Annotated in this window: 21 protein-coding genes and 1 tRNA gene; 12 read left to right on the top strand and 10 right to left on the bottom strand. The window is 44.4% G+C overall.

Going from position 1 to position 24,691, the window contains the following annotated elements:
• Positions 1-28 precede the first annotated feature (28 nt).
• Both QEP07_RS14305 and QEP07_RS14300 read left to right on the top strand, forming a co-directional pair.
• A complete protein-coding gene (locus tag QEP07_RS14305) occupies positions 29-250 on the top strand; it encodes a UPF0175 family protein (protein ID WP_256007207.1) in 222 nt (73 codons plus the stop codon).
• A complete protein-coding gene (locus QEP07_RS14300; RefSeq protein ID WP_285010844.1) occupies positions 237-362 on the top strand; it encodes a DUF3368 domain-containing protein in 126 nt (41 codons plus the stop codon). Before QEP07_RS14305 ends, QEP07_RS14300 begins: the two co-directional genes overlap by 14 nt.
• A 474-nt stretch (positions 363-836) precedes the next feature.
• On the opposite strand, the gene QEP07_RS14295 is transcribed toward QEP07_RS14300, so the two are convergent.
• From QEP07_RS14295 to QEP07_RS14265, 7 genes are all read right to left on the bottom strand, one after another.
• A complete protein-coding gene (locus QEP07_RS14295; RefSeq protein ID WP_285010843.1) occupies positions 837-2,012 on the bottom strand; it encodes a TlpA family protein disulfide reductase in 1,176 nt (391 codons plus the stop codon).
• A gap of 43 nt (positions 2,013-2,055) precedes the next feature.
• Positions 2,056-3,477 (bottom strand): PKD-like family lipoprotein, encoded by a 1,422-nt coding sequence (locus QEP07_RS14290; RefSeq protein WP_285010842.1) that lies wholly within the window; start codon positions 3,475-3,477, stop codon positions 2,056-2,058.
• Between the two features lie 10 nt (positions 3,478-3,487).
• Positions 3,488-4,225 (bottom strand): DUF4843 domain-containing protein, encoded by a 738-nt coding sequence (locus tag QEP07_RS14285; RefSeq protein ID WP_285010841.1) that lies wholly within the window; start codon positions 4,223-4,225, stop codon positions 3,488-3,490.
• Positions 4,226-4,238: 13 nt separating this feature from the next.
• Positions 4,239-5,672 carry a RagB/SusD family nutrient uptake outer membrane protein gene (locus tag QEP07_RS14280; protein ID WP_285010840.1) on the bottom strand — a complete coding sequence of 478 codons (1,434 nt, stop codon included), beginning with the start codon at positions 5,670-5,672 and terminating at the stop codon, positions 4,239-4,241.
• Between the two features lie 25 nt (positions 5,673-5,697).
• Positions 5,698-8,958, bottom strand: coding sequence for a SusC/RagA family TonB-linked outer membrane protein (locus QEP07_RS14275; protein ID WP_285010839.1), 3,261 nt, complete (start codon positions 8,956-8,958; stop codon positions 5,698-5,700).
• A 274-nt stretch (positions 8,959-9,232) separates the two neighbouring features.
• A complete protein-coding gene (locus QEP07_RS14270) occupies positions 9,233-10,429 on the bottom strand; it encodes a FecR family protein (protein WP_285010838.1) in 1,197 nt (398 codons plus the stop codon).
• 95 nt (positions 10,430-10,524) lie between these two features.
• On the bottom strand, positions 10,525-11,124 hold the full coding sequence (locus QEP07_RS14265) for an RNA polymerase sigma factor (protein WP_285010837.1): 600 nt from the start codon (positions 11,122-11,124) through the stop codon (positions 10,525-10,527).
• Positions 11,125-11,643: 519 nt separating this feature from the next.
• Between QEP07_RS14265 and QEP07_RS14260 the strand changes: the two genes are divergently transcribed.
• Positions 11,644-12,783: a recombinase family protein gene (locus QEP07_RS14260; RefSeq protein WP_285010836.1), complete on the top strand. Its 1,140-nt coding sequence runs from the start codon at positions 11,644-11,646 to the stop codon at positions 12,781-12,783.
• On the opposite strand, the gene QEP07_RS14255 is transcribed toward QEP07_RS14260, so the two are convergent.
• Positions 12,773-12,846 (bottom strand) — tRNA-Arg (locus tag QEP07_RS14255). The genes QEP07_RS14260 and QEP07_RS14255 overlap by 11 nt on opposite strands.
• Positions 12,847-12,970: 124 nt before the next feature.
• Positions 12,971-13,435, bottom strand: coding sequence for a redoxin domain-containing protein (locus QEP07_RS14250; protein ID WP_256007205.1), 465 nt, complete (start codon positions 13,433-13,435; stop codon positions 12,971-12,973).
• A gap of 250 nt (positions 13,436-13,685) precedes the next feature.
• On the opposite strand from QEP07_RS14250, the gene QEP07_RS14245 reads away from it, so the two are divergent.
• Positions 13,686-14,324, top strand: a complete 639-nt coding sequence (locus QEP07_RS14245; protein WP_285010835.1) for a DUF6266 family protein — start codon at positions 13,686-13,688, stop codon at positions 14,322-14,324.
• Here the strand turns inward: QEP07_RS14245 and QEP07_RS14240 are convergent.
• The gene (locus QEP07_RS14240; protein WP_285010834.1) at positions 14,311-15,216 is read right to left on the bottom strand and encodes an SDR family oxidoreductase; all 906 of its coding nucleotides are present in this window, start codon (positions 15,214-15,216) and stop codon (positions 14,311-14,313) included. The genes QEP07_RS14245 and QEP07_RS14240 overlap by 14 nt on opposite strands.
• 186 nt (positions 15,217-15,402) lie before the next feature.
• On the opposite strand from QEP07_RS14240, the gene atpD reads away from it, so the two are divergent.
• From atpD to ilvC, 8 genes are all read left to right on the top strand, one after another.
• On the top strand, positions 15,403-16,905 hold the full coding sequence (gene atpD, locus QEP07_RS14235) for a F0F1 ATP synthase subunit beta (protein WP_285010833.1): 1,503 nt from the start codon (positions 15,403-15,405) through the stop codon (positions 16,903-16,905).
• A gap of 15 nt (positions 16,906-16,920) precedes the next feature.
• Positions 16,921-17,163, top strand: a complete 243-nt coding sequence (gene atpC, locus QEP07_RS14230) for an ATP synthase F1 subunit epsilon (RefSeq protein WP_256007201.1) — start codon at positions 16,921-16,923, stop codon at positions 17,161-17,163.
• A gap of 510 nt (positions 17,164-17,673) precedes the next feature.
• Positions 17,674-18,564: a branched-chain amino acid transaminase gene (locus tag QEP07_RS14225; RefSeq protein WP_285010832.1), complete on the top strand. Its 891-nt coding sequence runs from the start codon at positions 17,674-17,676 to the stop codon at positions 18,562-18,564.
• Between the two features lie 30 nt (positions 18,565-18,594).
• Positions 18,595-20,295 (top strand): dihydroxy-acid dehydratase, encoded by a 1,701-nt coding sequence (gene ilvD / locus QEP07_RS14220; RefSeq protein WP_256007199.1) that lies wholly within the window; start codon positions 18,595-18,597, stop codon positions 20,293-20,295.
• A gap of 26 nt (positions 20,296-20,321) precedes the next feature.
• The gene (gene ilvB, locus QEP07_RS14215) at positions 20,322-22,061 is read left to right on the top strand and encodes a biosynthetic-type acetolactate synthase large subunit (protein ID WP_256007197.1); all 1,740 of its coding nucleotides are present in this window, start codon (positions 20,322-20,324) and stop codon (positions 22,059-22,061) included.
• 9 nt (positions 22,062-22,070) lie between these two features.
• On the top strand, positions 22,071-22,688 hold the full coding sequence (ilvN, locus tag QEP07_RS14210) for an acetolactate synthase small subunit (protein ID WP_285010831.1): 618 nt from the start codon (positions 22,071-22,073) through the stop codon (positions 22,686-22,688).
• Complete coding sequence (locus QEP07_RS14205) at positions 22,688-23,161, top strand: DinB family protein (protein WP_285010830.1); 474 nt, start codon at positions 22,688-22,690, stop codon at positions 23,159-23,161. The genes ilvN and QEP07_RS14205 overlap by 1 nt, the downstream gene beginning before the upstream one ends.
• A 32-nt stretch (positions 23,162-23,193) precedes the next feature.
• The gene (gene ilvC, locus QEP07_RS14200) at positions 23,194-24,675 is read left to right on the top strand and encodes a ketol-acid reductoisomerase (protein ID WP_285010829.1); all 1,482 of its coding nucleotides are present in this window, start codon (positions 23,194-23,196) and stop codon (positions 24,673-24,675) included.
• The last annotated feature ends 16 nt before the right edge of the window (positions 24,676-24,691 follow it).

Genomic DNA, 24,691 nt, shown 5'->3' with positions numbered 1-24,691 from the left:
AAATTTGATAAACCCGTATCTTTATATCATGACAACACTGACGTTAGAACTTCCCGATGCCCTTGATAAAGAGCGTGATCAGACACTGAAGCTCATTGCGGCCAAACTGTATGAAGCGGGTAAACTCACTTTGGGGCAAGCCGCTGAAATGTGTGGCATGAGAAAATGGGACTTCCCGGCAGTACTGGCCAGTTTCAATGTAGCTTACTTCCAGTATACAGAAGAAGACCTAGCAGATGAGTTCAAATAGCCCCACCGGAGCTGTCCCATTGATCAAGCCGGTCATCGACAAGATGAAGCAAACGGACTTCCGCGTTTCTGATACCCTTTACGCCGCTGCCCTCAAACAGGCGGGAGAATAATAACTGATCTCCGAGTTTATCACATATTCAAAGGGCGATAGATTAACAGTTAGAACGAAAAAGCCCTGGATTTCTCCAAGGCTTCTATTAGAATTTTCTTCATTTTCCCATATGGGAAAGTTGTGCCCTTTACCGGACTATTCTCGAACCAGTTTTTGGATGATTTGAAGAAAATTGCAAACTTGGACACACTATTTCATAGTGAGCCCCTTAGTAGAGATTTCAAACTTCGTTACAAACGGTGTTACACCAATCAGGAAAGGAGAGATAAGCCTTTAACGCAAGTATGGGCAGAAAATGGGTTTACAAAATACAAAAATGACTAATCCGAAAAAATTCGTTTTTTGTCTAAATGGGATGATTTTGCTAGTGATAAATCTACAAAATCATCCCTACTAGAGAAATGCTCTTTTTCAAAGAGATGTAGATAAACACATTGCTATCATTGTTTACCCATCTTCGGATAATGACATTTTAACGAGACAACTCTATCATCGCAGAGAGCTCCTTAACTGCGGCCTCATTTGGCCACAACATCCCACTCGATTTAAAGCGTATTTTACCCATGCCGTCAATTACAAACTTTGCAGGGATACCCTTCACCCCAAATGAAGAAACCGCAGGATTTTTCTTCGTTTCCGGGTCTTTAACATCCATATATAAGGGCAGGTCCAGATTATGGGTCAACAAGTAATTCACCGCATCTGATTTAGGATCAGCAGCAGTTTCCCAGGTATGTATAAACAGAAACTTTACATTTGGGTCAGCCTTGTATTTGTTAACCATCATTTGCATCGCCGGAAGAGATTTCTTACAAGGCCCGCACCAGGTAGCCCAAAAGTCCAGGACAATCGTTTTCCCCTTAAAGTCTGACAGAGACACTTCTTTTCCGCTAAGGTCTTTAACTTTAAATTCCGGAGCCTTTTCGGCAATCATTTTCGCCACTATTTCGGCTTTATATTTTTCTTCAAACTGATTGATTAAAGCCGTCAGGTAAGTATTTGAATCCTTTCCGGGATTCACTTTTTCGTAAGCATTTTTCAGTTCAGCCTTATAATCATACTCGGCCAAACCTGCCAGCACTGCTTTTTCCAGCTCTGGAAACGCTTCCTTGTATCCGCCAGTTTTGCTCATCAAATAATAATACTCCGCGGTCAGGCCCGCAGTTTTTCTTACTGCCTGCCCATAACATTCTTTGATAGCAGCAAAGGCTTTTTTGTAGTCTCCCTGCTTATCCATCACCTGACTAAACAGATGCAACAAAAACTGCCGGTCTTCAGGAGCATTTGTTGAATTTGCCAGTTCTTGCTCAATTAAAGCTTCTGCAGCTTTCAAATCGAAGGCCATCATTCCTGTCGCCAACGATCCAACATACATGATCCGTGCGGTTTCTGCAATCTGGTTAAAGTGGAATAAAGCTTTTGCCGAGTTTTTTGCAACAACAAAATTATCTGCCAGTAAAGCTTTATACTGGTCAAAACCATTGTTCGGATGGGCTTTGACCAGGCGGTTAAGAATGGCTTCCTTTTTTAAAGGATCGATGAAGATCTTCAAAGAATCAAGACTTGCCTTATAGGCCGGTTCTGCCTGCTGACTGTATACTGAGGATCCTATAGCCAGGAAGGCAATAAGCAAAGATATTTTTTTCATTTTGATTGGATATTAACAATTTTCTTTAAATTCTGTGAATGGTCTACAGGTTTTGTCTGGCGGGAGCAATTTGTATAATATCGCCAAAGCCGATATACTTCTTAGCATAAGTACTATTGTCAAATTCTCCCTGCGCGTTGATGCTGAAATAATAAACTTCACCCGCTGCGCCATTATTGACACCAATCACCAGTTGTTTACTTGTGCTTCGCTGCATCTCGATATCCTTGATGATATAACCCATAGGGAAAGTGTAAATCAAACGTGCTGATTTTGCAAGTATGTCGTACAAATACACCCTATTACCAACAGTATAATAAAGTTGTTTTAAGATGGAGGAAGTTGCAAATTTATTTGCACTACCAATTTCCGGACTGTTTACCATTTGTTGATTAACCCCAGGAAGGGTGTTGCCAAAGGCATCATATGTCAAGGACATTAAATAACGGCCGTCATTATCTTCCATGATGAAATACCACTCAATTTCTTCTTCAAATAGCGTTGAAATGCCACGATCATATGCAATCATTTTTCTGGCCACATCTGCCATATCAAACGAGCTTGTTGTTGTTTTAGGTGCAACTTCCAGAATTCTTGAGAAAATACCCATTCGCATAAAGCGCATTTTGGCATTATCATAAAAATAGGTCAGGTTATAAGTGTTCGGAAACACACCCGGGAATAAGTCATAATCACCAGGAATGCGTTGGCTGAAAGGCTTAACGTTGTCTGAAATTGCTCCTGAAATGCCAGCATACAGGCCACCATCTGCAACAATAAACTGGTCAAATTTCGAGGTATTCATTATAAAAACCGGTGCATTTTTAAACGGAAGAGGTGTGGCCAAATTCGGAAGTATAGAACTTTTATCACCAAGCTCCAGCCAGTCGTTCATGTTAAACCGATATACATCTTGGTCAGTGAAATAATAAAAGAAACCACCTTTCCCAAAATTATATAAGCCCAACGGTTTTCCTGGATAGGTTTTATTATTGGCCACTTCCATAGGATTGTCAAAAATCACATCATCCGTCCGGATCAAAGAAACTTTGCCTTTTGCATCCTTGCTATTGACTACATACCAACCGTCCGGATAAATTCCTGTTACCGTAATGACATAACGCTGTAATGTGTAAACACCATTGATCTTACTTGTCACTTTATAAATCATTGTATAAGTACCCGGACTTAAGGTTACTTTTATACGCAAATTTTTGGATTCAGCGATTACTTTGGAATCAATCGTCCAACTGTAGCTAAATGAATCACCCGCAGGCATTGTTTCCACAAATGTTGGCGTGATAATCAGCGAATCAAGCTGAGCTACCGTAAAATCTGTTACCGCATCCTTAATTTTTATATCATTGATTTGCTCATATTTAAACAGTTGAGTGTCTTTACGGCAGGCAAATGTTAGCATAATTGCAACAATCATACTAAACTTAAAAAAATGTTTTAAACGCATAATATTTAAATTAAGGGAAAGAAATCGGGTTCTTATTCTCATCTAATAGTGGACCATTTGCAGCTTCATAAGCGGCCAGTGCATTTCGCAGCGTCACGGGGAAGTTCATAAAACCATCAAACCCGATATTCTCATAAGAGAAATCTGTTATACCCAGCACCTTAACCATGAACTTGTACTTTTCAGCACTAAATTCTCCAAAATCTGCATCAAGAATATCCCAATAAGCAGGTCTGATGTACATACTGGATACATCTATCTTCAGATATCTAAAGTTTTCCTCCGTGCCCAAGTTAACTGAATTGGCAGGTGTCTGGCCAAAAGTGCCTAAAGTAAAGTCTTTGGTTTCTGCTGGCTCCAACACGATTCGATAAACACTGCTTGCCATTCCTACAGAGTTGATCAGCACAAGAGGATAATTAAATATGGAGATTCCAGGTGGGATGGTCACTTCTTTTAGCTCAAAATCCACCCCCGCAGTTGCTGTTGTTCCTTCAGCTGTTTTTAGCAATACGGTACGTGGCTGATCAGACAGCTTTCCGGTAATCCTCAAGGGTATATACATCGTATCCCTTGTTTTTATGGTGCTTTGAAATGCAAAAGAGTAACTTCTCGTCGCTGTGGTATGTAATTGTTGATAGGTGTAAGCAAAAAAGCTAACGCCATCTTTTCCCTGATAAGTTTCTACCGCTTCTTTCTTACAAGAAAAAAGGGAGAAGATCATCGTCATATATAATAAGTATTTCATAATAGGAGTGTGATTAATTAGCGTAATTTGGATTAAATTGAAGCTCAGCATCTGGGATCGGCAGCACATACTGCTCTGGCGCCATGTCGATATTACGGAATTGCATTCTTAGTGTTTTAGTCCGTTTATAGTAAAAGAACAATTGACCTTCCGCATAAAATTCCTTCTGGTACTCCTTGGTGATCGCAGCTGTAAGTGCGGTAGTTGTAATAGTCGTTGCCAGATTGGAAAGACCCCTGTTTTGGCGAACCATATTCAAATATCCGACACCAACAGCAGGCGTCTCTGCAGTTTCAGCCAGGATATAATACATTTCGGCAAGGCGAATACCAGGCACATACTGATCCAGTAAATTGTCGGTAATTGTGGTTGTAGCGGTTGAGGCCTGCCAAAACTTAGAAGGGAACAAACTTCCGCCATCCTGTTCAAGGCGGTATAGGTACCTGAAGTCTGTCCCGCCGCCTGATGTGGTTTCATAAAGTGTATTAAAATTAGCCGTGGTACGGGTAAGAGTTTGTCCCACAGCTCCCCTAAATCTAAAATAACGTTGTACGGTCGGCAATATATCCCTAACCCTGATCATAAACACCTGTTCGTTGAAATATAAACGATCGCGCACCAACAACCCTGTGCTGACCGCTCCTGCGGCTGCCTGGGTCACAAAGGTGTATTTACCAGAGTTGATCACTACATTTGCAGCCGCAGCAGCACCTGCTTTATCACCACTGTATAATTTTATTCTTGCTTCCAGTGCTTTTATACCATAGTAATTCAGCTTATTCCGTCTGCTTCTCAAATCGCTGGTCACAATCGGATCAACCGGCAACAACAAATCTGCGGCCTCCTTCAGATCTACCAGGGCAAATTTAACCACGTCAGCTGTTGTAGCCGGCGGATTTGCGTTTTCATTAACTTCCTTTTTGTAAGGAACAGCCTTTAAATTGGCACCCGAAGTATATTCAGGTCCGAACATGCGTAATAAATCAAAATGTACAAATGCCCTTAAGGCTAAGGCCTCACCGCGCAGTTGTGCATACGCAATATTGCTAAGCACAGACCGGTTTGTCTCGGTATTTGCAATTATTTTATTTGCTGCAGCAATTGCACTGTAACTGGCAGACCAGATGGCACCAGTATACCCCGCGACTTCTGTTGAAGTATAGTTCAAGACTTGTGTTTGTTGCAGTGAAACGTCTGCGTTGGCATTGAGTGTTGAATAATTTTGTGCCAGCGCAGATACAAAACCCATAGAAAGGTTATCTCCGTAAAGATTGTTACTGGCCAGCTGGCCATATACACCTGATAAAGCCTGTTGAAAGCCGACTTCTGAAGTAAACAATTGTTCTTCAGATAAATTTGTTTTGGGCTGTACCTCCAGGAACTTTTTACAACTGGAAAACATCGCAGCAATTGTCAGAATTCCTATAATTAATGTTATTCTTTTCATTGGGATATGAATTTGTCTTTTGAATTTAAAATCTTGCACTTAAACCAAATGTATATTCTCTGGCAAAGGGATTATCTGTACCACGTTCAATTTCAATGGTACTGAAGTTGGCCAGGTTAGTCGTAGTTGCACTAACGGTCAGGTTCTGCAAGCCCAGTCTTTTAACGAATGGCGTTTTGAACTGATAGCTCAGATTAACTGAACTGAGCTGAATGTTGTTATCACGTTGAACAAACCTTGAGGTAAGTTTTGTTGGTGTCGGAGAGCCGGCAGTAATCCTTCGATACGGACTGACACTACCAGGTCCGGTCCAACCCAGGTCATATGCTCTTCTGTCTACATTGTTGCGTGCATCAACAGCTTCCACCCGGTTTAACAACGTGCTATTATACAGATCAGCACCATAGTTATAGTTGATGCTAAAGTTTAAGGCAAAACCTGCATATAGGAAATTTGAATTTACAGCACCCGTCCACCTGGGACGGCTATCACCAACATAGGTCTTATCATTCACATCCCATACAAAAGTTGGGGTACCATCTAATTTAAGGTACACTTCCTGACCGGTAATCGGATCAATACCCAATGACCTTACTGCATAAATAGCCGTCGTTGACCTACCTTCAATAAACTGGGCATTTTCAACGGTCTGATTGACGTTATTGGCATTTAATGCAGCATTGAAAGCTTTAAGTTTCTCAGAAATTTCTTTTAACACAGACTTATTAGTGGCTGCATTTACCGAGACATTCCATTTTAAGCCTTTGCGAGGTTGCGATAGAATGGTATAGCCCAGGTCGAGCTGCAATCCCCTGTTCTGGATTTTACCTAAATTTTCGGTATACGATGGAAAACCCGTACTAGGCGCCAGCGAAACAGTAGTCAGCGCATTTTGGGTAACCTCATCATAAAACTCCGCATTGAAGGTCAAACGGTTGTCCAGAAATGCTGAAGCAATGCCAACGTTCGATTTCAACACTTGCTGCCAGCTTAAATTCGGGTTTCCAAGTCCGCCAGGGAAAGCACCCACTTCGCCAAAATAGCCAGTCGAGGTGCCCAGGTTATACCTGAATTGCGATGCATAAGGATCTTGTACAGATGTCCCGGTAGAACCGTAGCTGCCACGAACCCTTAACAGGTTGATGGTTTCACTATCCTTCAGGAATTTTTCATTATTAACGTTCCATCCTAAACCTGCAGACCAGAAATTACCAAATTTATTATTTTCTCCATAAGCAGAAGAGCCGTCCCTTGTATAGGTGAAGTCCGTAAAATACCGGTTATCATAAGAGTAGTTGGCACTTCCTGTATAAGAAAGATTATTTATTGTACTTTCTGTCCCCGTAGGCCTGCTGTTTAAATATTGTGCTGCAAAAAGGATGTTATCCAAGCGATCAAAAGGGAAACCCTGCGTAGATACAGCATAGGAATTAAACCGTGTGCTGGCGAGTCTGAACCCTGCGTAGACTGTAACGCCGTGCATCCCAAAATTCCTGTTATAATTTACAGATCCTGTTCCATCCATGGTAAAGGAGGTACTGTTGTCGATAGCATAACTACCCCTTGCACTTAAATCGGATACATCAGCGAACCGGCTATCCAGAGCCGAATAGAAATTGTCTATCGTTCCGTTCATTTTTGTGATTCCCAGGGCGCCATTGAACCATAGCGATTTATTGAAATCGTAACGGACAGTAGTATTGTTCCTTAAATTGAAATTCTTATTCCTATTGTCAATGGTATTGTAGGTTACATCCATCAGCGGATTCAATACAACCGAGCTCCCCACACCAAAGCCCATGTTGATGTTTTCCAGGTATTTATTGACATTACCATTTTCGTCGTAAGGTTTCCAGTAGGGATTCAAATCCAGATACTGACTAAATTCCCCATAAGGTGAATCATTGGAATTCACCTGAGTTGCAATGGTGTTATTTTGAAATGTTAATTTATCTGTTTTATAACTCAGTGTAAAACTTCCCGAATAGTTTTTCCTGTCCTGCCCCTTCATTACCCCCTGCAACAGGTTTCCACTAAAGGTAAGGTTAAAGGTCAGCGACTGGTCACCACCCCGTAAAGACAGATTGGTTCTATTGTTTATACCAGTTTGAACAGGAATGGATCTCCAATCCGTATTTACACCGCTCAGCATTGCTTTATATCGTTCCGAATTGATAAAATCACCTCTATAGCTGTTGACAAATCCTACGCGTCGTTCAAAATCCAGTTTTTCCGCTGAATTCAGCATGTCATAAACAGAAAGATCTGGAGAAGATAAAGTAAAATTATTGCTTAGTGAAACTTCAACTTTTCCTCTTGGTGGCAGGATCGTTGTAACTACCATCACACCATTGCCTCCACGGGAACCGTACATCGCAGTAGCCGAAGCATCCTTTAATAAAGTCACCGAGGCAATCTGGTTCAGATCTAAGTCTACAATCGCCTGTAATGAAACCTGAAATCCATCAAGAATGAACAATGGTGTATTGGGGTTTCCAACAAGTTCTGACCCCAGGGTTGGATAAGATGTCTGACCACGCATGGTCACTTCAGGAAGCGCGTTGATATTTCCTCCTATCTTGTTGTTGGGAATCATTCTGAAAGACGGGTCAAGGGCAGCAACGCCGGCAAACACGTTTACCGGGCTCACAGCCTTAAGTTCAGCAGCAGTCATGGTTTTAGCAGCCCCTGTATAGGTACTGACCTTTCTGTCAACCATCCCGGTAATCACCGTCTCATTCAATGAGAGTTGATCCTCGTCCATGTAAATCGAATAGTTCGAATTAGGTGAGATGGGCACATCAACAGTCTTATAACCGATAAATCTGAATTCCAAAGATTCCGCCCCTTTGGATATGCTGATGGTAAACTTTCCATTTTTATCAGTTTGAACCGCCGACTTTGTACCCTTAATTGACACCGTAACACCTGGAATGGGTTTGCGGTCATTGGCATCACCTACAAAACCGGAAATGACTTCCTGACTGGCCCGGTTACCTGCTTTGATGATCACCGTCTGATTACGAATAATAAAATCCAGATTCTGACCGGCAAGAATCTGATTAAGCACAACTGATAAATCAGCATTTTTAACCTCAATAGTCACAGATGAGGAACTTTCCAACAAATTGTCCGTATAAAAAAAATTGTAACCGGTCTGTTTATTCAATTCCTTAAAGACAGATCTAAGTGAAGCGTTTGACTTGGTTAACGTCACTTTTTGGGCAAGGCTCGAAGCACTTACCTGCATAAAGCACGCTATTATGATTACGATGGTTAAGCGCATAGTTAACAATAATTTTAGGTACACCCGTTTAGGCATACCAAATTCTCTTGATTTTTGATACATTAGTAGTCGGTTTGGTTAAGCAGTCTCTTTTGCGTTGGACCGTAGAGAGGACTGCGGTTATCACTTTGATTTTTAATTGAATGTTCCAAACTTTTACCAGGTCCTGATGGCTAATCGGGGCCTGGGTTTGTTAAACATCTTAGCTAGTGTAATTTTCTTTCCATCTGGTTTAGTTTAAGGTCAGTATTCTGTTAATTAATAGGTTAGCTGTTTATTTTGATACATATATGGTTCTTCCTTTGACTTCAAAATGGGCTTCCCCTGTGGATTCCACGATTTCCAGCACCTTTGACATTTTATCAAACCTCGATACTTTACCGCTAAACAGCTGCTTAGTTTTTTCACCCACGTAAATGACCTCAACGTTATACCAGCGCCCGATCATTTTCATTATGGTTTCAATGCTTTCACTTTCAACAAAAAATTCATTGTTTTTCCAGGCAACAGCCAGATCGGTATCCGTTTCATTGATCTGTATCTTACCGCCCGAAAGCTTTGCCTGCTGCCCCGGTTTTAGTACTTTGGAACTACCTGCTGCAGATAATTTCACGCTTCCTTCCAGCAAAGTTGTTTTTTCTACAACATCATCAGCATAACTGCTAATGTTAAAGTGGGTGCCCAAGACTTCTATTTCCTGTCTGTTTGTCTTCACAATGAATGGGTGTAGTTTATCCTTCGCTACCTCAAAATATCCTTCACCCATCAACTTAACCACACGTTTTCCATTTTGCCTCAGAGCAGCAGTATAAGTGAGGCTCGACGCTGCGTTAAGATAGACCAGTGAACCATCAGGCAAACGCACCTGATAAATCTCTCCCCGGGCGGTAGACAATGTATTCAAGGCATTCGGATCAGAAACCTTTTCATCGACTTCATACACCAATCTGCCATCATCTGTTTTGGTAATGATGATTCCCGATTCCCTTCCTATTTCTCCCTTCGATGCATCGGCTAATCTGATCTTCCTACCATTGGTCATAGTAAGCGTAGCACCAAATTCACCTGGTTTAACAACTCCTGCGCCATGTGTCTCCACATTGACTTCGGCAGGGAGCTTTGCTGATCTGTAATTGAAAAAATAAACTCCCACACCTATTATAGCTAGCGTAGCAGCAACAGTAGTGATCTGTAACCATAGTTTAAGTGTCTTACTTTTACCTTTTGGTACAGTTGATTCTTGAATCTGGACAAATAAATCGCGATCAACCATTGCTACCACCTCCGCAATAGCAAAATTAGTTTCATAACTTTCATCCTCAACTGCTAAAACATCAATAATGATCTCTTTTAACAGTTCTTTATCTTCATCCATCTGAAAATAATTCATAAGGTGTTGAGTTTCTTCAAGGCTACAGGTATTGTCCAGGTATTTTTTGAAGAGAATAGAAAGTTGATCAGAATGTTTCAAGGTTCAATTTTTACAGCTAATACGGAGTTTAGCAAAAATATCCTTAGTCTGTTTATAAAAAATAATTGTTAATTTTTTATAAACAGTGATTATGATCAAAAACCTTTGAATAAAACGCTCAATACGATGGAAAGTACCATTCCAGAGGAATCCTTGAAATGATTTCTGAGAAATTTATTGGCTTGCAGCATGTGACTACTGATTGTTTTGGCATTGATTCCCATAATCTCCTCTACTTCCTTGTAAGATTTACCCTCCAATTTGCAAAGTGTAAACACCATTTTCCGCTGAGGGGGCATCATATCTATTACCTGTTGTAATTTTTGAGCCTCCTCTTTGCTAAGCATATCTTCTTCAATGTGCAAATATAGTTCTGAGCTTGAAGCCAACATCTTAGCCAGTAAACGTTTGTCTTTGGCAACTTTCCGAAAGTAATCATTGACTAGATTCTCTGCAATGCGAAAAAGATACGATTTAAAAGATTTTTCCGGATCTATCTGTGTCCTTATTTGCCATATTTTAAAAAAAAGCTCTTGCAGCGTTTCCTTCACCAGGTCATCAGACTTGAGTAGCTTGAATAGATTTCCGGCAAGTCGAAATTTATAGTTGTTATATAAGATTTCAAACGCACGCTCATCACCGCTTTTCAATTGAAGTAGTAAAGACTTTTCATCGGTGTGATTAATGTTGACCATTTGCCTTACAAAGATACATTAACTTAAAAAGAAAAGATAGTAATAATTCCGAAGAAACGCCGGAAGATGTTTAACAATCAGCTCGAGGCATGTTGGGTATTTCGGCAAAACTGGTCAGGAATTCCGCAAACATGCTGACACCCTATTCCGTACTAAACTGACAGGCAATTTCGCTGCAAAGTGGTTAGTTTGATATTTAGATTAGAAGTTTATTGATTGGGTGATTTCCTAAAGGTGACGTGAAACTATCCTTTTAAGCGCCGCTGAGAAGAGCATGTGGTTGTCATCAGGTACAAAGCCAGAAGGTGCTGGAAAATCGATTGTAGGCCTTTATTTAAGTTCGTGCGTCAAGGAGATGGGACCTGCGGATCAGATAACCCTAAAGTCGCAAGCCGAAGTGCCTATGTAACGCAAGACGAAATCCTTCGTTAACTCGCCAGGCCAGCCCAACCCTGAAGTGAATTTCTTTCGCCAGTTAAAATGTGACCACTTTGCAGCGAAATCAGCTGACCACTTTGAGTGAAATATGCAAGAAGAGCGCTCAATGTGAAGTATGGCATGAGGCGAGCAAAAAAAGAAGGTAGGTGGATGGGACTTGCGCCCATTGGCTATAAAAACCGTATTACCGAAGACGGCAGAAAGTATATCGCTATTCATGAGCCAGAAGCTACCTATATGAAGCGGGCTTTTGAAATGCTGGCCGAAGGCACTTTTGCAACTGAGCACGTCTGGATGAAAACCAAAGAGATGGGGCTGAAATGTAGTCGCAGTAGCTTTTGGGACTACATTCGCAACCCTTGCTATTGTGGCAAAATTAAAATCCCAGCGTTTAAAGACGAAGATGCGCAATTGGTAGACGGTTTACATGAGCCGTTAATCTCGGAGAGTTTATTTTACAGAGTTCAGGATGTTCTTGATGGAAGGAAGCGTATTTTTAAGCAAAAACAGGGTGCGAAAGCAGTTACCCCACGGTCTTTGGTACTACGTGGTTTCCTGCTTTGTGAAAAATGTGGAGACATCCTAACTGGTAGTGCATCCAGAGGCCGAAGCCACTACTACCACTATTACCACTGCAAGGCAGGCTGTCCCAGGTACCGGGCAGACCGAACCAATGATCTATTTGAGCGGGAATTGAAAAACTTTGTTCCCAAAAAAGGAATGGCGGAATTATTCTCGGCTGTGGTATGCGACGCGTATACCGAAAGTCGACGATCAAAGGCAGACCGTTCTCGAATCATTCAAACCATTACCGATCAGAATAATCGCCTGACAAAGTCAATGGAACTTTTACTGGACGATGTGATTACCGGCGCTCAATACAAGAAAGACTGCGAAAATTCGATTGCCAGAGCTGAAGCTGAACTCAAAAAAGTCAATACCGAAGATTCGGATGAACTCGATATTGAAGATTTAGTCGCTACAGCCGTCGAAAATTTTAAAAAGCTGCCTGAATTCTATGCAGGGGCCGATTCTGATATAAAACGTTCAATTATTGGTTCGATTTACCTGGAAAAATGGGTTTTTGACGGCGAAATTCATCGAACCGGAAAAATGAACCGCGCGGCGCAACTTATCTATCACATAAACAACAAGTTACGATATAAAAAAACCGGAATAAAATTTCTTGAAAAATTTCATTCCGGTGAAGTGCACTTGTAGGGACTCGAACCCCAAACCTTCTCATCCGTAGTGAGATGCTCTATCCAATTGAGCTACAAGTGCGAAAAACAAATGCTCTTCCGAACATTTACCCGTCTGTGTTTCGGGATTGCAAAAGTAATGCTTGCTTTCGAAATAACCAATTAATTTTAGAAATTATTCAGCCGGCAGGCGGGCAGCCAATGCACTAAGCTTCTACGGCTTGTTTAATGGCGTCAAAATCAGGCATATTGCCGGCGTCTTCCAAAACTTCGGCATAAATGATTTTGCCTTCTTCATCAATTACAAATGCTGCGCGTTTAGATACACCTTTCAGGCCGAAGGCAAATTCTTCATAAAATGCGCCGTAGGCTTTTGATACTTCTTTGTTGAAATCTGACAGGAGCGGAAACTGGTAAGCCTGTTCTTCTTTAAACTTGGCAAGGGTAAATGGCGAATCTACAGATATACCCACTACATCGGCATTCATACCTTCGTAATAACCAAAACTGTCGCGCATGGTGCAGAGCTGTGCCGTGCATACGCCGGTGAAGGCCATAGGGAAGAAATGGACGACCAGCTTTCGGCCTTTATAGTCTGCCAATGATACTTCTTTCAGCGCTGAGCTGAACAACTTAAAATCGGGGGCTTGCGTTCCTTTTTCTAAACTCATATATGTTATCTAATTATTATCTAAAAACTACCATGACTAGTCCTTACTCACACTTTGCTCACACCTTGCTCACAATAAAGTCACATTAAGGTACCTTTTTGTGAGCAAATCGTGGCTCAGGTGTGTTTTATGTGAGCGTTTGCCTGCTATTTGGTAACACCAAGGCCGCAGCTTGCACATATCTAAATAAACAGCAAGAAACTTAAAACAATATTCAGAGCTAATTGTTCTATAAGCTTAACTTATTATTATGGCAAAATACAAACAAGGAATTAATGGCGCGTTTTCCGGAAAAGTCGGAACCGTTGTCGGAGCCTCATGGCTAGGCATAGAATACATGCGGAGTCTGCCCAGACCGAGCAGTAAACCGCCTACACCGGAACAGTTAAACCAGCGACAAAAAATGACGCTGTTCAGGAAGTTTCTGCTGGGTCTGGACGACTTTATAGCACTGGGCTTTCAAAATTTTGAACAGGCTACGCCAATGAATGGAGCAATATCGTACAATATGCTGCATGCCGTTGCAGGCACTTATCCTGAACAGCGGATCGATTTTCCAAACCTGGTGTTTACCAAGGGTGATCTGCAAGGTGCCTGGTCGGCCACAGCAACTTCCGAAACGCCGGGTGCGGTAGATTTCGGCTGGACCAACGGTGGCTTCAGCAAATTGCGGGCGGCGGGCGACAAAGCGCAGTTGGTTACCTATTGCCCGGAAAAAAGGCTTTTCGTTAAGCTACGGGATGCGGCGCAGCGGGAAGATGGACAGGTGCGGCTGATTATGCCGGCTGGACTTAGCGGATTGACTGTCCATTGTTACCTGAGCTTTTTCTCGGCCGATGGCAAGTTTGCCTCAGTCAGCGAATATCTGGGTGAGGTTACAGTAGCCTGAGTTGCTGGTCTACGATATTTAACCCTTCTTCAAAAGTATGCGGCGCGTAGCCCAGCTCACGGATGGCTTTATCGAGGATGAAGCCGGTGCGTGCGGGGCGGCGGGCCGACTGCTTAAGGGATTCGGAGCTGACTTCGGTGATCAGGCTTTTGTCGAGCCGCCAGAAATCGGCCACGCGCTTTACGAGTTCTGATACACTCATCATATCCCGGCCTGAGGCATTGAACACCCCAAAGGCATCGTGTTGTACGGCGAGCAGGCAGCACGATGCCAAATCTTCGGCAAGCGTGGGCGTACGCCATTGGTCGTTGACCACCTGTATAGCTTCTCCCCTTTGCAGGGCGCCTTTGGCCCAGAGCACGATGTTGGTGCGACTAAGATTTTGGAGCACACCGTACACCAGCACGGTGCGGATAATGGCCCAGCGGCACCTGGAATTCTTAATAACCTCCTCAGCGCGGAGTTTGGTCTGTCCGTAGTGACTTAAGGGATTGGGCGCAGCCAGCTCGTCGTATGGTCCGCCGGCACCGTCGAAGATGAAATCGGTAGAGAGGTGCACGAGTTGTATGTTGTGCAGTTCGCACAGACTGATCATTGTGCCAACGGCCTCTACATTGAGCTGAGTGGCGAGTTCGGGCTGGGCCGCACAGGTATCTGCATTGGTCATGGCCGCTGTGTGTATAATCGCGTCGGGCTGATGCTTTTCCACAATGCGTTTTACTGCGGCAGCATCGAGAATATCAAGTTCCTCATACACATAACCTCCGGGCTTTGGATGGCGATTGGCGCCTTTAGAGGTCGCAACAAGGTTAAACTGCTTAGTCTCTAGCAGTTGATCAGTAATTTTTTGCCCCAAAAGTCCGTTGCTTCCGGTAACCAGTACTGTTTTCATGACTAAGAAAAAATATACATTTCGGGTCCCTTTACCCTAGGCTAAATATCAGCAAAAAAACTGTTGAAAAACTTTTTATTTATATGTGTTTTTGTTGCTTAAAAAATTTAACTTTGCAAACCGAATTGCGAGCGTATTAAATCGCCTTTAACAATTTGATATTTATAATTTTACCCAAAACAATATATGCCTAACATTGGAAAAATAGCGCAGATTATAGGACCGGTAGTTGACGTGAGCTTTGCAAACGATGCTCATTTACCTCAGATTTTCTCTGCATTGGAGATCAAAAAAGAAAATGGTCAGAAAGTCGTTTTAGAAGTTCAGCAGCATCTTGGTGAAGATCGTGTACGTGCCATTGCGATGGACTCTACTGATGGTCTTGTTCGCGGAATGGATGCACTGGATACCGGCGCTCCTATTAAAATGCCTGTTGGCGATCAGATTAAAGGTCGTTTGTTCAATGTTGTGGGTGAAGCTATTGACGGTATCAATACTGTTGATACTGCAGGTGGCCGTCCTATTCACAATGCGCCGCCTAAGTTCGATGAGCTTTCTACCGAAACTGAGGTGCTTTTTACAGGTATCAAAGTTATTGACCTTTTAGAGCCTTATGCAAAAGGTGGTAAAATCGGTTTGTTCGGTGGTGCGGGTGTTGGTAAAACCGTATTGATCATGGAGCTTGTAAACAACATCGCAAAAGCTTACGCTGGTCTTTCGGTGTTTGCCGGTGTTGGTGAGCGTACCCGTGAAGGTAACGATTTGCTTCGCGAATTTATCGAGTCTGGCGTAATCAACTACGGTGAAGAATTCCTTCACTCTATGGAAAAAGGCGGATGGGATCTGAGCAAAGTTGATACAAACGTATTGAAAGAATCTAAAGCAACCCTGGTATTCGGTCAGATGAATGAGCCTCCTGGTGCACGTGCACGTGTGGCGTTATCCGGACTAACCGTTGCTGAATATTTCCGTGATGGTGATGGCGAAGGTGCTGGTAAAGACATCCTTTTCTTCGTAGACAACATCTTCCGTTTTACCCAGGCAGGTTCTGAGGTATCCGCCCTTCTGGGTCGTATGCCTTCAGCGGTAGGTTACCAGCCTACACTGGCTACAGAGATGGGTCTGATGCAGGAGCGTATTACTTCAACAAAACGTGGTTCGATCACTTCCGTACAGGCTGTTTATGTACCTGCGGATGACTTGACTGACCCTGCTCCGGCAACAACTTTTGCTCACTTGGATGCAACAACCGTATTGTCACGTAAAATCGCTGAGTTGGGTATCTATCCTGCGGTGGATCCACTGGATTCTACTTCACGTATCCTTAACCCTGCGGTACTGGGCGACGATCACTACAACTGCGCTCAGCGCGTTAAAGAAACTTTGCAGCGTTACAAAGAACTTCAGGACATCATCGCCATCCTTGGTATGGACGAACTTTCCGAAGAAGATAAACTGGTTGTATCACGTGCACGTCGTGTTCAGCGTTTCCTTTCTCAGCCGTTCCACGTTGCTGAGCAGTTCACTGGCCTGAAAGGCGTACTTGTAGACATCAAAGACACCATCAAAGGATTTAACATGATCATGGACGGTGAGGTTGATGAGTATCCTGAGGCAGCGTTCAACCTGGTTGGTAGTATCGAAGAGGCTATTGAAAAAGGTAAAAAACTGTTAGCTGAAGCGAACTAATAACAAAGATTTAGCATGACATTAGAAATATTAACCCCAGACAAGAAAGTTTTTGACGGCGAAGTATCGGCTGTAACGGTACCTGGTACCTCTGGTTCTTTTCAGATTCTGAGAGACCACGCCCCTATTATTTCCACACTTGAAGACGGACCGGTAATTGTGAAAACAACTGCCGGCGAGGACACCTTTATTATTAAAGGCGGTGTAGTAGAAGTCATTAAAAACAAAATTACTGTTTTGGCAGAAGGGGTTGCATAAATAACAGTCAGGATATAAAAATGGAAAAAGCCCCTTGAATTTCGAGGGGCTTTTTTTTGGCTTCTGAACTTCGGTGTTTTTGTAAAGTTTTACTGACAAAGTGGAGGTTTTAGGAAGAATTCAACAGATTTTATAATGCAAGCATAACAGACATACCGAATACCGATTTCATATTTGGTATAGATACCACCAATTTAAGATATGTATGTTGAGTATTATGTATTATTAAATTTTAAAATATTTTAAAATACTAGAATATTATTTTTTTTTATTTATTTTAGGACGCCTATTGATAGTATAATAAGCAACTGGTAAATTGGATTCTGTAAAACAACGTATAAAAAGCACCATGATTAATTCACTGAGCATCGTCTTCAACCTGATTCTGAATGTGGTCCTTCTGATTATTGTCCAGAAGAAGATGGCGCTATAAGTAGAATTTAACAAATGATAACTAAGCGCCACCGAAAATGGCGCTTTTTTAATAAACAAGGTATAACGGCGGAAAACATGCAGTACTATAATTCAAATACAATCCTTTACCTGAACGGTCGCTTCGAGAAGGCAGCCGACACCAGTACCAGCGTGTACGGTCAGTCGCTACACTACGGCTACGCTGTATTTGAAGGCATACGCGCCTATCATACGCACAATGGCACGCGGATTTTTAAGGCGCGTGAGCATTTCGAGCGACTTAAACGCTCGGCCGAACTGGTGCACATGCCCTTCCACTGGGACATCGATCATCTGATCAGGCAAACCTACCGGCTTCTTGAACTGAACAAGTTCAAAGACGCGTATATCCGGCCGCTGATTTATGGGGGACCAAACATGTCGCTCGACCCGGCCAGGGAGGTGTCTATCATGATCTGCACCTGGGAATGGGGTGCCTATCTGGGTACTGATCTGCAGAAGATCTCCATTTCAGGCTACGAGCGCCCGAACCCTAAGTCGGTACCCATTGAAGCTAAAGTAAGCGGCAACTATGTAAACTCTATACTGGCCACCACCGAAGCGAAGCAAAAGGGCTTTGATGAAGCTTTGCTGCTCGACAGCGACGGCAACATCGCTGAGGCGCCAGGAGCGAATATCTTCATCGAGAAGAACGGTCGCCTTTACACCCCTCCCCTTGGCAATATTCTTCCTGGAATCACACGGGCTACGGTGATCGACCTCTGCAAAGTACTGGATATTGAAGTCGTGGAAAAACACCTGAAAGCAGAGGATTTAAAAAAGGCGGATAGCGCGTTCTTCTGTGGCACGGCCGTGGAAATAGCCGGAATAGCCTCTGTAGATGAGTATCAGTTCCCGTTGCGCTGGGCCGACAGTCTGGGCGCTACCATACAGCGCACCTACAAGTGCCTGGTGCTCGAAAAGCAGAATTATGAAGTAATTATATAACCAATATAAAGAAACACACCACAAACCTATATGTCACAAAAACCAGAAATTAACCGTTACAGCAAGACATTTACACAAGACCCAACCCAGCCAGCAGCACAGGCTATGTTATATGGCATCGGACTTACCGACGCGGATATGGACAAAGCTCAGGTGGGCATTGCCAGCATGGGATATGATGGCAATACCTGCAATATGCACCTGAATGGCCTGGCGCAAATCGTTAAAGAAGGCGTCTGGAAAAATGATATGGTAGGCCTGACCTTTGGCACCATCGGGGTGTCCGACGGGATGTCGAACGGTACGGAAGGTATGCGCTATTCGCTGGTTTCCAGAGATGTGATCGCAGATTCTATTGAGACGATCTGCGGTGGACAATACTATGATGGTTTAATTACCATTCCGGGCTGCGATAAGAACATGCCGGGATCTATCATGGCCATGGGCCGCTTAAACCGTCCCTCTATTATGGTGTACGGCGGAAGTATCCATTCGGGCACGTATAAAGGACAGGCGCTGAACATTGTTTCTGCATTTGAGGCATTGGGACAAAAGCTTGCGGGAAATCTGGACGAGGAAGATTTTCAGGGCATCATTAAACATACTTGTCCGGGTGCAGGCGCCTGCGGCGGTATGTACACGGCCAACACCATGGCTTCGGCCATTGAGGCCTTAGGTATGAGTCTGCCTTACAGCTCTTCCCACCCTGCCGTGAGTGAAGAGAAGAAGAAAGAATGCATGGAAGCGGGAAAATATATCCGCATCCTGCTCGAAAGAAATATCCTGCCATCAGACATCATGACCAAAGAGGCATTTCATAATGCCATTGTACTGGTGATGGTACTGGGCGGCTCTACCAATGCGGTACTGCACCTGATTGCCATGGCGAAGTCTGTGGGACTTAACCTTACGCTGGATGATTTTCAGCATGTGAGCGACAATACGCCGGTGCTTGGCGACTTAAAGCCTAGCGGTACTTACCTGATGGAAGATCTGCATAACATAGGCGGTGTACCTGCGGTAATGAAGTATTTGCTTAAGGTTGGCCTGATTAACGGCGAATGTATGACCGTTACCGGAAAAACCATTGCAGAGAATGTTGCTGATGCGGTTGACCTTGATTTCGAGACACAGAAGATCATCTATCCGATCGAGGCTCCGCTGAAAGAGACCGGTCACCTCCAGATGCTGTACGGCAACCTGGCCACTAAAGGTGCAGTAGCGAAGATCAGCGGCAAGGAAGGTGAGAAATTTACGGGTCCGGCACGTGTGTTCGACGGTGAGCAGAACCTTATTGCCGGTATACAAAGCGGCAAGGTGAAGCCGGGTGACGTGGTGGTGATCCGTCAGGTTGGTCCGAAAGGTGCTCCGGGAATGCCGGAAATGCTTAAGCCTACTTCGGTGATCATTGGCGCGGGACTGGGCAAGTCGGTAGCCCTGATCACAGACGGACGTTTCTCTGGCGGTACGCATGGTTTTGTGGTAGGCCACATTACGCCTGAAGCCTGGGAAGGTGGAAACATTGCCCTGGTACACGACAACGATGAGATTACGATAGACGCCGTAAATAATACCATAGACGTGCACGTAAGCGACGAGGTGCTTGCACAGCGCCGGGCGGTCTGGAAGCAGCTTCCGCCTCCGGTAACTAAAGGTGTACTCTATAAATATATCAGACAGGTAAGTAATGCCAGCGAAGGCTGCGTTACGGATGCCTACACAGCAGAATGAATTAGCAACCCCTAAACTACAATATAATGGAAACAGCACAAGCAGAAGCGAGTACGCTTACAGAACCTAAGAAAACAAAAACTGTTTCGGGCTCTGTAGCGCTTTTGGAAGGTCTTATTGCCGAGGGCACAGATACCATTTTCGGGTATCCTGGCGGGGCAATTATGCCGATCTATGATGCGATTTACGACTATAACGATAAGCTGAAGCATATCCTGGTGCGCCACGAGCAAGGCGGTATACACGCCGGTCAGGGTTATGCCCGCACATCCGGAAAAGTGGGTGTAGTGTTCGCTACAAGCGGTCCGGGTGCAACCAACCTGGTTACCGGTCTGGCCGACGCACAGATAGACAGCACACCGCTGGTGTGTATTACGGGACAGGTGTTTGCACACCTGCTGGGTACGGATGCTTTTCAGGAAACGGATGTGATCAATATTACCACGCCGGTAACCAAGTGGAACTACCAGGTTACCGATGCTACGGAGATTCCCGCGGTTCTGGCGAAGGCTTTTTATATTGCAAGAAGTGGCAGACCAGGCCCTGTACTGATCGATATTACTAAAAACGCGCAGCTCCAGTTGTTTGAATATGAAGGTTATACACCTTGCAACCATATCCGCAGCTACCGGCCGAAGCCTCTTGTTCGTAAAGAATATATTGAACAGGCTGCTGCCTTGATCAACTCGGCTAAAAAACCTTTTGTGTTATGGGGACAGGGTGTTTTGCTGGGCAGTGCAGAGCAGGAGTTTAAAGCTTTCATCGAAAAGAGCGGCATACCGGCGGCCTGGACCATTATGGGTGCGGGAGCGATTCCTTCAGATCATGATCTGAATGTGGGCATGCTGGGCATGCACGGCAACTATGGTCCGAACGTTCAGACGAACGCCTGCGATGTACTTATTGCGATCGGAATGCGGTTCGACGACCGGGTAACGGGTCGCCTGGACAAATATGCAAAACAGGCTAAGGTGATCCATCTGGATATTGACCCTGCCGAGATTGATAAAAACGTGAAAGCAGATGTACCGGTTTGGGGCGACTGCAAGGAGACGCTTCCTATGCTGACCGAACTGGTTGAACAGCGCAGTCACGCAGCGTGGCTGGCGGAGTTCAGGGCTTTTGATGAGCAGGAGCACGAAGCCGTAATACAGAACGAGCTAAATCCGCAGACTGGCGAAATGACCATGGGCGAGGTATTAAATAAGCTGAACGAGTTGACCAAAGGTGAGGCGGTTATCGTAACCGATGTTGGTCAGCACCAAATGGTGGCCTGCCGCTACGCGCAGTTTAACCAAACGCGCAGCAACATAACCAGCGGCGGCTTGGGAACCATGGGCTTTGGTTTGCCTGCTGCCATTGGCGCTAAGTTTGGCACGCCCGAGCGCACGGTGGTGGCTATTATAGGCGATGGTGGTTTCCAGATGACCTGCCAGGAACTGGGCACGATTATGCAGAGTGAGGTGGACGTGAAGATCCTGATCCTGAACAACAGGTTCCTGGGCATGGTTCGCCAATGGCAGCAGTTGTTCCACGACAAGCGTTATTCGTTTGTAGACATTACCAGTCCAGATTTCGTAAAACTGGCTGATGCTTATTATATTGCTGGTAAAAAGGTAGATGAGCGTGCCGACCTGACGGCTGCACTGGAGGAAATGCTGAACCATAAAGGTTCGTATTTGCTGGAGGTGATGGTGGCCAAGGAGAACAACGTGTTCCCTATGGTGCCACAGGGCAGCAGTGTAAGTGAAATCAGACTTAAATAATTGAAGATCATGAGCAATTCAAACGATACCGCAGCGAGCGGAAAACAGGAATTTACCATAACGGTATACACGGAAAACCGTATCGGCATACTGAACCGTATTGCCATCATCTTTTCAAGAAGAAAGATCAATATTGAGAGCCTAAACACCTCGCCATCGGAGATTGAGCATATCCACCGCTTTAATATCCTGATCCACGAAACGGAAGAAGTGGTACGTAAGTTATCGCGTCAGATTGAGAAGCAGGTGGAGGTTCTTAAGGTATATTATAACACCAATGAGGACATCATCTGGCAGGAACTGGCGCTGTATAAGGTGCCTACAGAAACGATTGTAGAGAAAGTGCTTGTAGAACGCCTGCTGCGTGAAAACGGCGCCCGTGCGGTAGTGATCCGCAAAGATTATACGGTGTTTGAAACGACCGGACACCGCGAAGAGACGGATAAACTGATTGAGGTACTGCAGCCATACGGACTGATTGAATTTGTTCGCAGTGCGCGCGTAGCGATCATTAAAGACAGCGAGGGCTTTAACCGGAAGCTGCGCGAATTTGAGCGCATGGAACCGGGAGAAGAGGTGGTTGAGAACGAGTATCTTGATAAGCCGAAGAACGTATTTAGCATGTAATGATGGAAACGCTGATCAACGTCATCAAAACAACCCGTGAGAACTTCATCCGTGTGGTGGAGTCGCTTTCGCCCGAGCAGCTGAACCATGTACCGGAGGGTTTTAACAACAACATCATCTGGAACTTTGCGCACATCATTTCTGCGCAGCAACTGCTCTGCTACCGCTTGTCGGGCCTGGAGCCCAGGGTGGATATGGAAACGATACTGGCTTACCGCAAGGGCACAAAGCCGGAGAAGGTGGTGGACCAGGAAGAGATCAGTCGTTTTGTGGCACTTTGCCGCAGCACGGTAGACGACCTCGTTACAGATCTTTCCAGCGGGATGTTTGTAAGCTACCAGCAATATACTACAGAATTTGGCTTTGAACTGAACAGCGTACATGAGGCGGTTCAGTTCTTTGCCGTTCACGACTCGATGCACCTCGGCTATGCCATGGCGCTTAGAAAAGCAGTGTTAAACAACAACAATTAAACGAACCTTAATAAATCAAAAAACAATAAAAGATGTCAAACTATTTCAATACGCTCCCGCTCAGAGAACAACTTAACCAATTAGGTGTCTGCGAATTCATGGACAACAGTGAATTTGCTGACGGCATAAATGCATTAAAAGGTAAGAAACTGGTAATCGTTGGTTGCGGCGCACAAGGGCTGAACCAGGGGTTAAACCTGAGAGACAGCGGATTAGATATTTCATATGCTTTAAGAAAAGAGGCTATTGAAGGGAAACGTGATTCCTGGAAAAATGCGACTGAAAATAATTTTACCGTTGGCACCTATGAGGAGCTGATCCCTACGGCCGACCTGGTGGTTAACCTGACGCCCGACAAGCAGCATACTGCTGTGGTTAATGCCGTAATGCCTTTAATGAAACAAGGTTCTACCCTGCTCTATTCGCACGGCTTTAACATCGTTGAGGAAGGCATGCAGATCCGTAAGGATATTACCGTAATTATGGTTGCTCCTAAGTGTCCGGGTAGCGAAGTACGTGCAGAATACTGCAGGGGCTTCGGTGTACCTACACTTATTGCGGTACACCCGGAGAATGATCCGGAAGGAAAGGGACTGGCGCAGGCTAAGGCGTATTGCGTGGGTACAGGCGGTCACAGGGCCGGCGTATTGAGGTCATCTTTCGTTGCGGAAGTAAAATCGGACCTGATGGGCGAACAGACCATCCTTTGCGGATTGCTGCAAACAGGTTCTATCCTGTCGTTCGACAAAATGGTGGAGAAAGGCATCGATGCTGGTTATGCGTCTAAACTGGTTCAGTATGGCGTTGAGGTGATTACTGAGGCCTTGAAGCATGGTGGTGTATCGGGCATGATGGACAGGCTAAGCAATCAGGCTAAGATCAAAGCGTTTGAGGTTTCTGAGGAACTGAAAGACATTATGCGCCCACTTTTCCAGAAGCATCAGGACGACATCATGAGCGGCGAGTTTAGTCGCACCATGATGGAAGACTGGGCGAACGGCGATAAAAACCTGTTGGCATGGCGTGCAGAAACCGGCGAGACGGCTTTTGAGAAAACACCTGCCGGTGACGTGAAAATCGGTGAGCAGGAGTATTTTGACAACTATCTGCTGATGGTTGCTTTCGTGAGAGCTGGTGTTGAACTTGCTTTTGAAACGATGGTACAGGCTGGTATCAAACCAGAGTCGGCCTACTATGAGTCGCTCCACGAAACGCCACTTATCGCAAACACCATTGCCCGTAAGAAACTATTTGAAATGAACAGGGTGATTTCTGATACAGCTGAGTATGGCTGTTACCTGTTTGATCAGGCTTGTAAGCCTTTGCTGGCCGATTTTATGAAAAGTGTAGATACCGACCTGGTTGGTAAAGACTACAATGAAGGAAAAGATGGTTCGGTTGACAACAGGACGCTGGTGGAGATCAATGAAAAGCTGCGTTCGCATCAGGTAGAAATTGTGGGTGCACGCTTGAGAAAGGCGATGACTGCCATGAAATCCATTAAAACGGCTTAAGCAGAAATAGCAAACG

Origin of the sequence: Pedobacter faecalis (genome assembly GCF_030182585.1) — a bacterium.
Lineage (GTDB): Bacteria > Bacteroidota > Bacteroidia > Sphingobacteriales > Sphingobacteriaceae > Pedobacter > Pedobacter faecalis.
This window is presented reverse-complemented; position numbering and strand designations above follow the sequence as displayed.

Coding starts and splice junctions, on each gene's coding strand:
- QEP07_RS14305 (WP_256007207.1), top strand. CDS start 29: ATGACAACACTGACGTTAGAACTTCCCGATGCCCTTGATAAAGAGCGT.
- QEP07_RS14300 (WP_285010844.1), top strand. CDS start 237: ATGAGTTCAAATAGCCCCACCGGAGCTGTCCCATTGATCAAGCCGGTC.
- QEP07_RS14295 (WP_285010843.1), bottom strand. CDS start 2,012: ATGAAAAAAATATCTTTGCTTATTGCCTTCCTGGCTATAGGATCCTCA.
- QEP07_RS14290 (WP_285010842.1), bottom strand. CDS start 3,477: ATGCGTTTAAAACATTTTTTTAAGTTTAGTATGATTGTTGCAATTATG.
- QEP07_RS14285 (WP_285010841.1), bottom strand. CDS start 4,225: ATGAAATACTTATTATATATGACGATGATCTTCTCCCTTTTTTCTTGT.
- QEP07_RS14280 (WP_285010840.1), bottom strand. CDS start 5,672: ATGAAAAGAATAACATTAATTATAGGAATTCTGACAATTGCTGCGATG.
- QEP07_RS14275 (WP_285010839.1), bottom strand. CDS start 8,958: ATGCGCTTAACCATCGTAATCATAATAGCGTGCTTTATGCAGGTAAGT.
- QEP07_RS14265 (WP_285010837.1), bottom strand. CDS start 11,124: ATGGTCAACATTAATCACACCGATGAAAAGTCTTTACTACTTCAATTG.
- QEP07_RS14250 (WP_256007205.1), bottom strand. CDS start 13,435: ATGAGTTTAGAAAAAGGAACGCAAGCCCCCGATTTTAAGTTGTTCAGC.
- QEP07_RS14245 (WP_285010835.1), top strand. CDS start 13,686: ATGGCAAAATACAAACAAGGAATTAATGGCGCGTTTTCCGGAAAAGTC.
- QEP07_RS14240 (WP_285010834.1), bottom strand. CDS start 15,216: ATGAAAACAGTACTGGTTACCGGAAGCAACGGACTTTTGGGGCAAAAA.
- atpD (WP_285010833.1), top strand. CDS start 15,403: ATGCCTAACATTGGAAAAATAGCGCAGATTATAGGACCGGTAGTTGAC.
- atpC (WP_256007201.1), top strand. CDS start 16,921: ATGACATTAGAAATATTAACCCCAGACAAGAAAGTTTTTGACGGCGAA.
- QEP07_RS14225 (WP_285010832.1), top strand. CDS start 17,674: ATGCAGTACTATAATTCAAATACAATCCTTTACCTGAACGGTCGCTTC.
- ilvD (WP_256007199.1), top strand. CDS start 18,595: ATGTCACAAAAACCAGAAATTAACCGTTACAGCAAGACATTTACACAA.
- ilvB (WP_256007197.1), top strand. CDS start 20,322: ATGGAAACAGCACAAGCAGAAGCGAGTACGCTTACAGAACCTAAGAAA.
- ilvN (WP_285010831.1), top strand. CDS start 22,071: ATGAGCAATTCAAACGATACCGCAGCGAGCGGAAAACAGGAATTTACC.
- QEP07_RS14205 (WP_285010830.1), top strand. CDS start 22,688: ATGATGGAAACGCTGATCAACGTCATCAAAACAACCCGTGAGAACTTC.
- ilvC (WP_285010829.1), top strand. CDS start 23,194: ATGTCAAACTATTTCAATACGCTCCCGCTCAGAGAACAACTTAACCAA.